At 61.2% G+C, this 13566-nt stretch carries 8 protein-coding genes; 5 read left to right on the top strand and 3 right to left on the bottom strand.

Annotated elements, in window-relative coordinates; genetic code table 11:
- Positions 1-116 precede the first annotated feature (116 nt).
- Positions 117-1127: a beta-N-acetylhexosaminidase gene (gene nagZ / locus PPUTUW4_RS17870; protein ID WP_015095951.1), complete on the top strand. Its 1011-nt coding sequence runs from the start codon at positions 117-119 to the stop codon at positions 1125-1127.
- A gap of 12 nt (positions 1128-1139) precedes the next feature.
- Positions 1140-1877 (top strand): S-methyl-5'-thioinosine phosphorylase, encoded by a 738-nt coding sequence (locus tag PPUTUW4_RS17865; RefSeq protein ID WP_015095950.1) that lies wholly within the window; start codon positions 1140-1142, stop codon positions 1875-1877.
- 139 nt (positions 1878-2016) lie between these two features.
- Here the strand turns inward: PPUTUW4_RS17865 and PPUTUW4_RS17860 are convergent, their stop codons facing one another.
- Genes PPUTUW4_RS17860 through mfd form a run of 3 tightly spaced genes read right to left on the bottom strand, consistent with a single transcriptional unit; the run spans position 2017 to position 8755 of the window.
- A complete protein-coding gene (locus PPUTUW4_RS17860) occupies positions 2017-4710 on the bottom strand; it encodes a DEAD/DEAH box helicase (protein WP_015095949.1) in 2694 nt (897 codons plus the stop codon).
- A gap of 6 nt (positions 4711-4716) precedes the next feature.
- Complete coding sequence (locus PPUTUW4_RS17855) at positions 4717-5295, bottom strand: CsiV family protein (RefSeq protein ID WP_015095948.1); 579 nt, start codon at positions 5293-5295, stop codon at positions 4717-4719.
- Between the two features lie 10 nt (positions 5296-5305).
- Complete coding sequence (gene mfd / locus PPUTUW4_RS17850) at positions 5306-8755, bottom strand: transcription-repair coupling factor (RefSeq protein WP_015095947.1); 3450 nt, start codon at positions 8753-8755, stop codon at positions 5306-5308.
- A 363-nt stretch (positions 8756-9118) separates the two neighbouring features.
- Here mfd and PPUTUW4_RS17845 point away from each other — a divergent pair, with 363 nt between their 5' ends.
- The 3 genes from PPUTUW4_RS17845 (at position 9119) to sthA (ending at position 13528) form a co-directional block, all read left to right on the top strand.
- On the top strand, positions 9119-10582 hold the full coding sequence (locus PPUTUW4_RS17845) for a glyceraldehyde-3-phosphate dehydrogenase (RefSeq protein ID WP_015095946.1): 1464 nt from the start codon (positions 9119-9121) through the stop codon (positions 10580-10582).
- Positions 10583-10951: 369 nt separating this feature from the next.
- Entirely contained in the window at positions 10952-11926 is a 975-nt protein-coding gene (locus tag PPUTUW4_RS17840; RefSeq protein WP_049810839.1) for an FAD:protein FMN transferase, read from the top strand.
- Positions 11927-12133: 207 nt separating this feature from the next.
- The gene (gene sthA / locus PPUTUW4_RS17835) at positions 12134-13528 is read left to right on the top strand and encodes a Si-specific NAD(P)(+) transhydrogenase (RefSeq protein ID WP_007972111.1); all 1395 of its coding nucleotides are present in this window, start codon (positions 12134-12136) and stop codon (positions 13526-13528) included.
- Positions 13529-13566: the final 38 nt, after the last annotated feature.

Below are 13566 nucleotides of genomic sequence, written 5' to 3'. Positions count from 1 at the left end.
CCGCCCATGCCGACTCTCGTTCTGAACCCGTTTTCCATCGAACTCGCCAATCTGCCAGGCCTTGCCCCTGGCGGCGAATTCGTGTGGGGCGGGTTTTCTGTTATCAAGGAATTTTTATGACTGCTGGCTTGCAAGGCTCGTTGATGGTGGACGTCGCCGGTACCTGGCTGACGGCTGAAGATCGCCAATTGTTGCGCCAGCCCGAAGTGGGCGGCCTGATCATTTTTGCCCGTAACATTGAGCATCCGCGTCAAGTGCGCGAGCTGAGTGCAGCGATTCGCGCCATTCGCCCCGATCTGCTGTTGGCGGTGGATCAAGAGGGCGGCCGCGTGCAGCGCCTGCGCCAGGGTTTCGTGCGCCTGCCCGCCATGCGTGCCATTGCCGACAACCCGAACGCCGAATACCTGGCCGAGCAGTGCGGCTGGATCATGGCGACCGAAGTGCTGGCCGTTGGCCTGGACCTGAGTTTCGCCCCGGTGCTCGACCTCGATTACCAGCGCAGCGCCGTTGTCGGCACCCGTTCGTTCGAAGGTGATCCCGAGCGCGCTGCCTTGCTCGCGGGTGCATTCATCCGCGGGATGAACAGCGCAGGGATGGCCGCTACCGGCAAGCACTTCCCGGGTCACGGCTGGGCCGAGGCCGATTCCCACGTCGCGATCCCCAACGACGAACGCAGCCTCGACGAAATCCGCGCCAACGACCTGGTGCCGTTTGCCAAATTGAGCAAGCAACTGGCCGCGATCATGCCGGCCCACGTCATTTATCCACAGGTCGACTCCCAGCCCGCAGGCTTCTCCCGCCGCTGGTTGCAGGACATCCTGCGCGGCGAGTTGCAGTTCGATGGCGTGATCTTCAGCGACGACCTGTCCATGGCTGGCGCCCACGTGGTCGGCGATGCCGCCAGCCGTATCGAAGCGGCGCTGACGGCCGGTTGCGACATGGGCCTGGTGTGCAACGATCGCGCTGCCGCCGAATTGGCCCTGAGCGCTGCGCAACGCCTGAAGGTCAAGCCTTCCGAGCGCATTGCGCGGATGCGCGGCCAGTCGTTTGCCAGCACCGAATACCGTCAAGACCCGCGCTGGCTGGCCGCTGTCGGCGCGCTCAAAGAAGCTCAATTGATTGATTAAGGACTGTTCGTTATGACGGTTTACGCGATTATCGGTGGCACTGGCCTGACTCAACTCGAAGGCCTGAGCATTCGCCAGTCACTGGCAGTGGACACGCCTTATGGCGCACCTTCGGCTGACGTTCAGATCGGCGAGTATGCCGGCAAGGAAGTGCTGTTCCTCGCGCGTCACGGCCATCCCCATCGTTTTCCGCCGCATCAGGTCAATTACCGCGCCAATCTCTGGGCGCTGAAGCAGGCAGGTGCCGGAGCCATTCTGGCGGTCAATGCCGTGGGCGGCATCCATGCGGCCATGGGCACCGGGCATTTCTGCGTGCCGCATCAGTTGATCGACTACACCAGTGGTCGCGAGCACACCTACTTTGCCGATGACCTGGAACACGTCACCCATATCGACTTCAGCTACCCCTATAGCGAGCCGTTGCGCCAGCAATTGATCGCGGCGCTGGCGGCGGAAGGTGTGGGCTACAGCAGTCATGGCGTGTATGGCTGCACTCAAGGGCCGCGCCTGGAGACGGTGGCTGAAATCGCCCGGCTGGAGCGTGATGGTTGCGACATCGTCGGCATGACCGGTATGCCGGAAGCGGCCCTGGCCCGCGAGCTGGAACTGGATTACGCCTGTCTGGCACTGGTGGTGAACCCGGCGGCGGGCAAGTCGACGGCGGTGATCACCATGGCCGAGATCGAGCAGGCGTTGCATGACGGCATGGGCAAGGTGAAATCGACGTTGGCGCGGGTGCTCAAGGGCTGAGTTCACTTGGCACCGGGTTGACGCTATCGCGAGCAGGCTCGCTCCCACAAGGTCAGTGGTGTTCGTAGAATTTGTGTTCGACGCGGTCATTGTGGGAGCGAGCTTGCTCGCGATAGCGGACGAATAAGCGCCGCACATCTCAGCGTTTTCCAAGATTTTCCGGCAACGGCGCAAACAGCGCCTCGATATCATCATTCTGCAGTTTCCAGTCTCCGGCCTTGCGCCCATCCAGCACGCCGGCCGCGAGGTCGGATTTTTCCTTCTGCAGGTGCTGGATCTTCTCTTCCACCGTGCCGCGCGCAATCAGTTTGTAAACGAACACGGGCTTCTCCTGGCCAATGCGATACGCCCGGTCGGTCGCCTGGTTTTCAGTCGCCGGGTTCCACCACGGGTCGTAATGAATCACCGTGTCCGCTTCAGTCAGGTTCAGGCCAACGCCACCGGCCTTCAGGCTGATCAGAAATATCTGACGCTTGCCGCTCTGGAATTCCTTCACCGGAGTGCGGCGGTCGCGGGTCTGGCCTGTCAGCAGGGCGTAGGCGATTCCACGCTTGTTCAGCTCATCCTCAATCAGCGACAACATTGACGTGAACTGCGAGAACAGCAGGATCCGCCGACCTTCCTCGAACAATTCCTCGAGCATTTCCATCAGACTGTCGAGTTTGCCCGAGGTACTGCCACGGCTTGGCAGGGTCGCCTCGTTGACCAGGCGCAAATCGCAGCACACCTGACGCAGTTTCAGCAGCGCTTCGAGAATGATGATCTGGCTGCGGGCCACGCCTTTGCGGGTGATCTCGTCGCGGACTTTCTTGTCCATGGCCAGGCGCATGGTTTCGTAAACGTCACGCTGGGCCTCGTTGAGTTCGACCCAGTGGATGATCTCGGTTTTCGGCGGCAGCTCGGTGGCCACCTGTTCCTTGGTGCGGCGCAGCAGGAAGGGCTTGATCCGGCCGTTGAGGTGCTGAAGCCTGACCTCGCTGGTGCGTTTTTCAATCGGTACGCGGTAGTCGCGGTTAAAGCTTTTGACGTCACCGAGCCAGCCGGGCAAGAGGAAGTGAAACAGTGACCAGAGTTCGCCGAGATGGTTTTCCAGCGGTGTGCCGCTCAGGCACAGGCGCTGCCGGGCATTGAGCTCGCGGGCAGCCTGAGCGGCCTTGCTGGTCGGATTCTTGATGTACTGCGCTTCATCCAGCACCAGGATGTGCAAGGGCTGCGCCGCCAGACGCTCGACATCCTTGGGCAGCAGCGCATAGGTGGTCAGAATCAGGTCGTAGTCAGCCAGCTTGTCGAAGTGTTTTTTGCGGCTGGCACCGTACAGCGCCAGTACCTTGAGCTGCGGCGTAAAGTGCGCTGCTTCGTCGAGCCAGTTGGGAATCAGGCTGGTCGGCATCACCACCATGCACGGCCGATCGAGACGGCCGGCGTTTTTCTCGCTCAGTACGTGCGCCAGTGTCTGCAGGGTTTTGCCCAGGCCCATGTCGTCGGCGAGAATGCCACCCACTTCCAGCTGCCGCAGCGATTGCATCCAGCTCAAGCCCTCAAGCTGATACGGGCGCAGCGTCGCATTCAAGCCTTGCGGGGCGGCGGCCGTGTGGTCCTTGATGTCACGCAGGCGCTGGGCAAAGGTGCGGATCTGTTCGCCACCCTCCCAGAGCAGTGGCATGTCTTCCAGCGGATTCAGGCGCGTGGCATCGGCCTTGCTCAGGCGCAGCGTGGTGTCACCGGGTTCCTGCAGGTAGAACTCGCCGAGGGTGGCCAGCACCGGCTTCAAGCGGCCGAAGGGCAGGGCGACTTGCAGCGGGCCGTGCTCGGAGTTCGGGCGATGGGGGATGTTGACCAGGATCAACTCGTCGTCGCGGCGTCGGGCAAGGCGTTCCGGGTTGAGGATTTCGGTGTGGGAGCGCATCAGGTTGAGCAGGATCGGCAACAGGCTCAAGCGCTCGCCGTTGACGATGATCCCCAGTTCCAGGTCGAACCAGTCGCGCTCCGGAGCCTGTTCGACCGTGGCGTACCAGTCATCTACCGCCGTCAGGTCGAACCCGAAGTCCTCGTCGATTTGCAATTCCCAGCCCTGGGTGCGCAACTTCGGCAGTTCATTGAGGGTAAAGGTCAGCCAGGCGCTGTCATTGACCATTTCGAACAGCTCGCCGGCACTTTCCGGCAAGGCCTTGCTTTGCCGGGTAGCGACTTTGAAGCCGAGGATTCGCAACTGTTCCCGGTAGGACTGTTCCACTTCCGGGTGGCGTTTTATCCGCAGTGTCTGGGTTTCCTGGCGAATCAGGATATCGGTGTTTTTCTGTCCGGAGACGTACTCGTCCAGATAGCTGAAGGACAGCGCCGCGCGATGCTGGATGTAACGCTGCATTCGGCCGTTGCGCGGTTCGAAGGCGCTGAACTCGATGCTGGCCAGCCACAGGCGCGGTACCGGTTGCACATTGTCCACCAGCACTTGCGGCGGGGCTTTCGGGCTGCGGTTTTCCAGGACTGCCTGGAGTTTTTCCAGGAGTTCGGCGTCTTTGGCGGCAGCGGGGTAGTCGAGGGTTTCCTGCACTTGCAGGAGCACCGCTGCGCAATGTTTGCAGTTGTTGTGGACCGGGCAGGAGCAGATGGCGTCGACCATCAGTAGCGTGCCTTTGGCTGACTCGCGCAGGCGAATGGTCTGACGGTAAACGTTACCGCCCGAGCCTTCGCAGGCGGCGACGATGGTTGCGTCGCCGGCCTCGACGATCCTGACACGATTCTCCAGCGCGTAACGGCGACCACGCTCCAGGCTCTGTTCCTTGAATCGGCTGACCCAGGATGGTGCCAGGGGTTTGCTCAGGGTCGCGGACATAGGGAATCAGTCCGGAATTTCTTCGGGAGCTGCTCGGGGGGCGGGGGCGGTCAGCGAAGTGATCTTGATCAGCAGGCCGAGGTGGCCGTTGTCGAGGAAGTTCAACTGGCCGTTCTTGGTGTGGCTTTCCTGTTTCAAGCGCTCGCTGGCTGTCACCATGCCATTGGCATCGATCTGATTGACCCAGAAATCGGCGTCGACGTCGGTAAAACGTCCCAGTTTCATGCTCAGCGTGCCCTCGATCGGGAACTGACCATATTGTTCCTTGCCGTCGCTGATCGCCACTTTGCTGGCGTTTTCGCCGAGCGTCTGTTGCCAGGCCTTGTGCAGCAATACCGTGTAGTCGGCGCTGCTGGTGAGTTTTTCCACCTCGCCATTCAGGCTTGGCGTACGCAGGCTGTCGGGGCTGACGGGTTGGGCGCCAGCAGCCCAGTCTTCCGGTGCGGCGCGGCTGACAATCGCCGGCACGGCGTTTTGCCGGACCAGAATCATTTCGACCTGATACAGGTCATCGGCAGATGCCGTGGGGGCGGCCAGCGCTGGCATCAAAAGGGTCAGCAGGGTCAGTGAGCGGAACAGGCGCATGCGGCGTCCTTCAAGCAGTTTTCGGAACGAGGCGCTCGAACAGCGCCTCTACAGTATTAAAGCGCTCTTCCGGGCGCTCCATCGGAACCATGAACTTGAACATCGTGGCCCCTTCGAATTTATAGCGTTTTGGCTGGCTCTGGATCAGCTTGATCAGGGTCAACGGGTCGACCGGCGTCTGCGCAGCGAACTCGACGCGTCCGCCTTGCGGGCCGCCGTCGACTTTCTTGATGCCCAGTTGCTCGGCCTGCAACTTCAATGCAGTGATGCGGATCAGGTTCTTGGTCGGTTCCGGCAACAGGCCGAATCGATCGATCATCTCCACCTGCAAATCCTTGAGGCCGTCCTCATCGGTGGCCGAGGCAATGCGCTTGTAGAGAATCAGGCGGGCGTGGACATCCGGCAGGTAGTCTTCCGGAATCAGTGCCGGCACTCGCAGGTTGACTTCAGGCCCACCGCCGAGCGGTTGATCGAGGTTCGGCTGCTCGCCCTTGCGGATCGACTTCACCGCGCGCTCGAGCATTTCCATGTACAGCGTAAAGCCGACCGCCTGGATCTGCCCGCTCTGACCGTCACCGAGCAGTTCGCCGGCACCACGGATTTCCAGGTCGTTGGTGGCGAGCACGAAGCCCGCGCCGAGGTCCTGGGTGTTGGCGATCGCTTCCAGGCGCTTTTCCGCGTCCGGCGTGATTTGCTGGCGCGGTGGCGTCAGCAGGTAGGCGTAGGCCTGGTGGTGACTGCGCCCGACCCGGCCGCGCAGCTGGTGCAGCTGGGCCAGGCCGAACTTGTCGGCACGCTCGATGATGATGGTGTTGGCGCTCGGTACGTCGATGCCGGTCTCGATGATGGTCGAGGCGATCAGCACGTTGAAGCGCTTGTGGTAGAAGTCGCTCATCACCTGTTCGAGTTCGCGTTCGCGCATCTGTCCGTGACCGATGCCGATCCGTGCTTCCGGTACCAGCTCGGCGAGGTCGGCGGCGCATTTCTCGATGGTCTTCACGTCGTTGTGCAGGTAATAGACCTGGCCGCCACGCAGCAGCTCACGCAGCAAGGCCTCTTTGACCGTGCTCTTGTTCTGCTCCATGACGAAGGTGCGTACCGACAGGCGGCGGGCCGGCGGGGTGGCGATGATCGACAGGTCACGCATGCCCGACACCGCCATGTTCAGCGTGCGCGGAATCGGCGTGGCGGTCAGGGTCAGGATGTCGACTTCGCTGCGCAGGGCCTTGAGCTGTTCTTTCTGGCGCACGCCGAAACGGTGTTCCTCGTCGATGATCACAAGGCCCAGGTTTTTGATCTTCACATCATCCTGCAGCAGCTTGTGCGTGCCGATGACGATGTCGATCTTGCCTTCGGCCAGATCGGCTACGGCGGCATTCACTTCCTTGGCCGACTTGAAGCGGCTCATCACTTCCACGGTCACCGGCCAGTCGGCGAAGCGGTCGCGGAAACTGTTGTAATGCTGCTGGGCGAGCAGGGTAGTCGGCACTAGGATCGCCACTTGCTTGCCGCCATGCACCGCGATGAACGCGGCGCGCATCGCCACTTCAGTCTTGCCGAAGCCGACGTCGCCGCACACCAGGCGATCCATTGGCTTGGGCGCGAGCATGTCTTCGCGAACCGCTTCGATGGTGGTTTGCTGGTCCGGGGTTTCTTCGAACGGGAAACCGGCGCTGAAGGTGGCGTAGTCGGCTTTCGGGTCGGCGAAGGCGTAGCCTTCACGGGCGGCGCGGCGTGCATAGATGTCGAGCAACTCGGCGGCCACGTCGCGCACCTGTTCGGCGGCTTTGCGCTTGGCTTTCTGCCAGGTCTCGGAACCGAGGCGGTGCAGCGGGGCCAGGGCGTCATCGCTGCCGGTGTAGCGGGCGATCAGGTGCAGGTTGGCCACCGGCACGTAGAGCTTGGCGCCTTCGGCATATTCCAGGGCAAGGAATTCGGCGGTCTGGTTGTCGATTTCCAGGGTTGCCAGGCCCAGGTAACGGCCGACACCATGGTCGATGTGCACCACCGGCGCCCCTTCGCGCAGCTCGGTGAGGTTCTTGATGACCGCGTCGTTGTTGGCATCGGCGCGCTTTTCGCGGCGACGGCGCTGCATCACGCGCTGGCCGAACAACGGGCTTTCGGCGACCAGGGCCAGAGCTGGATCGTCTAGCACCAGGCCTTCGTCGAGCGGTGCGATGGTGATCGCCAAGCGTTCTTTGCTGGCGAGGAAGTCCGGCCAGCTGTCGACGGTTTTCGGTCGCAGCTTCAGGCGTTCCAGCAGTTCCAGCAGCACTTCGCGGCGGCCTGCGGATTCTGCGGTGAACAGCACGCGACCGGGGAACTGGTCGAGGAAGTCCGCCAATGCCGCCAACGGCTGGGTAGCCTTGGCTTCGATGGCCAGGTTCGGCAACTCGCGAGCCGGGAAGCGCTCGCGACCGCCACCACTTTCCACATCCTGTTGACTGGCCACCACGCGCGGCCAGTTCTTCAGGCGTGCGAAGCAGTCTTCCACCGGCAGGAACAGTTCGGCAGGCGGCAATAAAGGACGGGACGGGTCGACACGGCGTTCTTCATAGCGATTGCGCACGTCGTTCCAGAAGTTTTCCGCGGCTTGCTCGATGCCCGGCAGGGAAAACACTTGCGTGTCCTGGGGCAAGTAATCGAACAGCGTCGAGGTTTCCTCGAAGAACAGCGGCAGGTAGTACTCGATGCCGGCCGGGGTAATCCCGCTGCTCAAATCCTGGAAAATCGGGCAGCGGCGGAAGTCGACGTCAAAACGCTCACGGAAGCGCGCCTTGAAACGGGTGACCGCTTCTTTCTGTAGCGGGAACTCCTTGGCCGGCAACAGCTTGACCGAGTCGACTTTGTCGATCGAACGCTGGTTCTCCGGGTCGAAGGTGCGCAGGGTTTCGATTTCGTCGTCGAACAGGTCGATGCGATACGGCAACTTGCTGCCCATCGGGAACAGGTCGATCAACGAGCCGCGAACGGTGAACTCGCCGTGTTCATACACCGTATCGACGTAGCGATAACCCGTGGCTTCAAGCCGGGTGCGCATTTGCTCGACGTCGAGTTTCTGGCCGATGTCCAGCACCAGGCTGCTGCCGAGCAGGAATTTGGTCGGTGCCAGGCGATGCAGGGCGGTCGTGATCGGCACCACCAGTACGCCATGGCTCAGTTCCGGCAACCGGTACAGGCTGGCGATGCGCTGGGAAATGATGTCCTGGTGCGGCGAGAACAGGTCGTAGGGCAGGGTTTCCCAGTCGGGAAAGTGCAGTACGGGCAAATCCGGGGCGAAGAAACCCAGCTCCTGTTCCAGCCGTTCGGCACTTTGGCTGTCGGCGGTCAGCAGCAGGGTAAAGCGCTTGGCAGCGCTGGCGGCCTCGGCAATGGCCAGGCTCAGGGCGGCACCGGGCAGGTTGCCCCAGTGCTGTTTACCTGCCGCGGCAGGGAGAAGCGGTAGACGCAGAACGGGCACGGAAGGTTGAGCTCCAAGCGTTGCGACAAAGTCGGTAATTGTAGCGGTCCAGGATGCCGCCTGTCAGTTGCTGACTGTGTCTAAAGCACGGGTTTGGTGAAATGTAGTGGTAAAGACAAAATTCGGCGGTTATTTGCCGGAAATTATTGAATATGTAGTGGCAAATACAACGAGTGTTACGGAGGGTTACGGATAAGGTAGCGCGACCTCCAAAAAATTGACTGCGCTGAAAGCCCCGGTTTTATTGGGTTTGCGCGAGGCGCAAATTTTTTGAACGACGAATTGTTACGTAAAGCACGACGGGCGCGCATTGCTACGGCTGTCACTCGGCGGCATAATGTAGCCCCTTTTTTCTGCCCCTACATGTGGAAGGTTCCCGTGACTCAGAAGCCCGACCAGTGTCTTGGTGAATGGATCGACCGTGAAGCACTCGCAGAAGCGATGATTCCGCTTATCGGTCAGCTCTACCGCAATAACAACGTGGTGAGCTCGATCTATGGCCGCAGCCTGATCAATCGTTCAGTCATTGCGATTCTCAAAGCTCACCGCTTTGCTCGTCACCGTCAGTCCGACGAAAGCGAGCTGTCCGTCCACGAAACATTCCCGCTGATCAAGGCGATGAGCGAACTCAAGCTCGGCGCCGCCTCGGTGGACCTGGGCAAGCTGGCGGCCAAATTCAAGGCCGAAGGCAATGGCCGCACTGCCGAGCAGTTCGTCCGTGAAGAACTGGCCGACGTGGTTGGCCAGCAAAACGCATCGGCCCGCAAAGGCACCGACGTTGTCCTCTACGGCTTCGGTCGTATCGGCCGTCTGCTGGCGCGCATCCTGATCGAGAAAACCGGTGGCGGCGACGGCCTGCGCCTGCGTGCCATCGTTGTCCGCAAGGGCGCCGAGAACGACCTGGTCAAGCGCGCCAGCCTGCTGCGTCGTGACTCGGTGCATGGTCCGTTCGATGGCACCATCACCATCGATGAAGCCAACAACACCATCACCGCCAACGGCAACCTGATCCAGGTTATCTACGCCAAGAGCCCGACCGAAGTCGACTACACCCAGTACGGCATCGAAAACGCTCTGATCGTCGACAACACCGGTGTATGGCGTGACGCCGACGGCCTGGGCCAGCACCTGGCCTGCCCGGGCGCTGCCCGCGTGATCCTCACCGCACCTGGCAAGGGCGCGCTGAAGAACATCGTGCACGGCATCAACCACGGCGACATCACCCCTGACGACAAGATCATCTCGGCGGCTTCCTGCACCACCAACGCCATCGTGCCGGTGCTCAAGGCAGTCAACGACAAGTACGGCATCGTCAACGGCCACGTCGAAACCGTTCACTCGTTCACCAACGACCAGAACCTGATCGACAACTTCCACAAGGGCAGCCGTCGTGGCCGCGCCGCGCCGCTGAACATGGTTATCACCGAGACCGGTGCCGCCACCGCAGCCGCCAAGGCGCTGCCAGTGCTCAAGGGCAAGCTGACCGGCAACGCGATTCGCGTTCCTACGCCGAACGTGTCGATGGCCATCCTGAACCTGAACCTGGAAAAGGCCACCACTCGCGAAGAGATCAACGAGTACCTGCGCCAGATGGCCATGCACTCGGATCTGCACAAGCAGATCGACTACGTGAGCTCCCAGGAAGTGGTTTCCACCGACTTCGTTGGCTCGCGCCACGCAGGCGTAGTGGACGCTGAAGCGACCATCACCCAGGATAACCGCGTTGTGCTGTACGTTTGGTACGACAACGAGTTCGGTTATAGCTGCCAGGTGGTTCGCGTGATGGAAGACATGGCCGGTGTAAACCCGCCAGCATTCCCGCGCTAAGCCTTAGCAGCACATGAAAACGCCCCGGCCTTGGTCGGGGCGTTTTTGTTTGTGCTGGTTTTGACTGCTAAGAGATGTGTTGTTCGGACTGGCCTCTTCGTCGGATCGCCGCCCGACCAAGCCCGCTCCCACGGGGTTTGGTGGCGTTTGCGCGGTAGTGATCACGCCAGTCATTCAATGTGGGAGCGAGCCTGCTCGCGATAGCGGTCTGACAGAAATATCAATGCTAGATGTGATGGCCTCTTCGCGAGCAGGCTCGCTCCCACAGTTCTGTCGCATAATGGCTGGCCTTGGCGGCGTGTCAGGGATTCTTGGGGGAGGCGGGATTTGTTGAAATGGCGGCTGCATGGCCTTGGGGCTCTGATCATCATGCTGTCCGCCTGCGGCAACGGCGACACTCTGGAAACTTTCAGCGGCCCGACCATGGGCAGCACTTATTCGATCAAGTACGTACGCCATGCCGGCCTTTCGGCACCTGGCGAAGTCCGTGTCCAGGTCGAGCAAATCCTCGCTGACGTGGACCTGCAAATGTCGACCTACCGCAGCGACTCGGACATCGAGCGCTTCAACGCGTTGCCGGCCAACCACTGTCAGGCAATGCCGGCATCGATCCTCGAGTTGGTCCGCGTGGGCGAGCAACTGTCAGTGCAAAGCGACGGTTCCTACGACCTGACGGTGGAGCCGTTGCTGAACCTCTGGGGATTTGGTCCGCAGGCCCGTGAGGAAAAAGTCCCGACCGCCGACGCGCTCGCTGAAGCCCGCCAGCGCGTCGGCCACCAGCACTTGCGCATCGATGGCGACAATTTGTGCAAGGACGCCGCCGTCGAGGTCGATTTCAACAGCATCGCCGCCGGTTATGCGGTGGACACGATTGCCGCAAAACTCGAGGCAATGGGCATCCACGACTACCTCGTCGAGGCGACAGGTGAACTCAAGGCGGCCGGCAGGAAACCCGACGGTTCGCCATGGCGCATTGCACTGGAAGAGCCGCGGGATGATCGGCAGGTGGCCGAGCGCGTCATTGTGGTCGACGGTTATGGCCTTTCAACTTCCGGCGACTACCGGAATTATTTCGAGCAGGGCGGCCAGCGTTTTTCCCACACCTTCGATGCCCGCACCGGTGCGCCGGTCTCACACACTCTGGCGTCCGTCACGGTCATTCATCCTTCAGCGTTGATGGCCGATGGCTTATCGACGCTGTTGCTGATTCTCGGCCCGGAGCGCGGTTGGGACTACGCGGAAAAACACGATATCGGCGCATTTTTTGTGATTCGTGCCGATACAGGTTTCGTCACACGCAGCAGTCACGCTTTTGATCGCCTCAGTGGCAAGAAAACCGAGTGATTGTGGCGATTTGAGCATTGAAAACTGGCGTTGTAGTGCAGGCAAAAGTAGCCTACGACGCGACCAAGGGTTAATGTGCCCGGCGTTGACGCTTCTATAGACTGTGTCCGGGTTCTGCACTGGCCCCAAATTGTTCCTTCATGCCACAGATTGGCGTGATTTAGCCGCAGGTGCCGAGGGTGCCGCGGCCTGTTCTGAGGAGTACGCATGGCTGTCTACAACTACGACGTGGTGGTGTTGGGTTCCGGCCCGGCGGGGGAAGGCGCGGCAATGAACGCCGCCAAGGCAGGGCGCAAAGTGGCGATGGTCGATAGCCGTCGCCAGGTCGGCGGCAACTGCACTCACTTGGGCACCATCCCCTCCAAGGCACTGCGTCACTCGGTGCGGCAGATCATGCAGTTCAACACCAACCCGATGTTCCGGGCCATTGGTGAGCCGCGCTGGTTCTCGTTCCCGGACGTGTTGAAAAGCGCCGAGAAAGTCATCTCCAAGCAAGTCGCTTCGCGTACCGGCTACTACGCCCGCAACCGCGTCGACGTGTTCTTCGGCACCGGCAGCTTCGCCGACGAGCAAACCATCGAAGTGGTCTGCGCCAACGGCGTGGTCGAGAAACTGGTGGCCAAGCACATCATCATCGCCACCGGTTCGCGTCCGTATCGCCCGGCGGACATCGATTTCCACCACCCGCGTATCTACGATAGCGACACCATCCTGAGCCTCGGCCACACCCCGCGCAAACTCATCGTTTACGGCGCAGGCGTGATCGGTTGCGAATACGCCTCGATCTTCAGCGGGCTGGGTGTGTTGGTCGAACTGGTGGACAACCGTGGTCAGTTGCTGAGCTTCCTGGACTCGGAAATTTCCCAGGCCCTGAGCTATCACTTCAGCAACAACAACATCACCGTTCGCCACAACGAAGAGTATGACCGCGTCGAAGGCGTGGACAATGGCGTGATCCTGCACCTCAAGTCCGGCAAGAAGATCAAGGCCGACGCCTTGCTCTGGTGCAACGGCCGTACCGGCAACACCGATCAGTTGGGTCTGGAAAACATCGGCGTGAAGGTCAACAGCCGTGGCCAGATCGAAGTCGACGAGGCCTATCGCACCTGCGTGCCGAACATCTATGGCGCCGGTGACGTGATCGGCTGGCCGAGCCTGGCCAGTGCCGCCCACGACCAGGGTCGCTCGGCCGCCGGCAGCATCGTTGATAACGGCAGCTGGCGTTTCGTCAATGACGTGCCGACCGGCATCTACACCATTCCGGAGATCAGCTCGATCGGCAAGAACGAGCAGGAGCTGACCCAGGCCAAGGTGCCGTACGAAGTCGGCAAGGCGTTCTTCAAGAGCATGGCGCGGGCGCAGATTGCCGGCGAGCCGCAAGGCATGCTGAAGATCCTGTTCCACCGTGAAACCCTGGAAGTGCTGGGCGTTCACTGCTTCGGTTATCAGGCATCGGAGATCGTGCACATCGGTCAGGCGATCATGAACCAGCCGGGCGAACAGAACACGCTGAAGTATTTCGTCAACACCACGTTCAACTACCCGACCATGGCCGAAGCCTATCGGGTCGCGGCGTACGACGGCCTCAACCGGCTTTTTTGAGCGGCTCCGGCCGGTGGCCTGAGCCGGCCGGGGAGACC

This window comes from Pseudomonas sp. UW4 (assembly GCF_000316175.1).
Lineage (GTDB): Bacteria > Pseudomonadota > Gammaproteobacteria > Pseudomonadales > Pseudomonadaceae > Aquipseudomonas > Aquipseudomonas laurylsulfatiphila.
The sequence above is the reverse complement of the archived record's forward strand: the minus strand, read 5'-3'. Positions and strand labels throughout refer to the sequence as shown.

Excerpts from the sequence above, each read along its gene's own strand:
- nagZ (WP_015095951.1), top strand. The coding sequence starts at position 117 with ATGACTGCTGGCTTGCAAGGCTCGTTGATGGTGGACGTCGCCGGTACC.
- PPUTUW4_RS17865 (WP_015095950.1), top strand. The coding sequence starts at position 1,140 with ATGACGGTTTACGCGATTATCGGTGGCACTGGCCTGACTCAACTCGAA.
- PPUTUW4_RS17860 (WP_015095949.1), bottom strand. The coding sequence starts at position 4,710 with ATGTCCGCGACCCTGAGCAAACCCCTGGCACCATCCTGGGTCAGCCGA.
- PPUTUW4_RS17855 (WP_015095948.1), bottom strand. The coding sequence starts at position 5,295 with ATGCGCCTGTTCCGCTCACTGACCCTGCTGACCCTTTTGATGCCAGCG.
- PPUTUW4_RS17845 (WP_015095946.1), top strand. The coding sequence starts at position 9,119 with ATGTGGAAGGTTCCCGTGACTCAGAAGCCCGACCAGTGTCTTGGTGAA.
- PPUTUW4_RS17840 (WP_049810839.1), top strand. The coding sequence starts at position 10,952 with ATGCTGTCCGCCTGCGGCAACGGCGACACTCTGGAAACTTTCAGCGGC.
- sthA (WP_007972111.1), top strand. The coding sequence starts at position 12,134 with ATGGCTGTCTACAACTACGACGTGGTGGTGTTGGGTTCCGGCCCGGCG.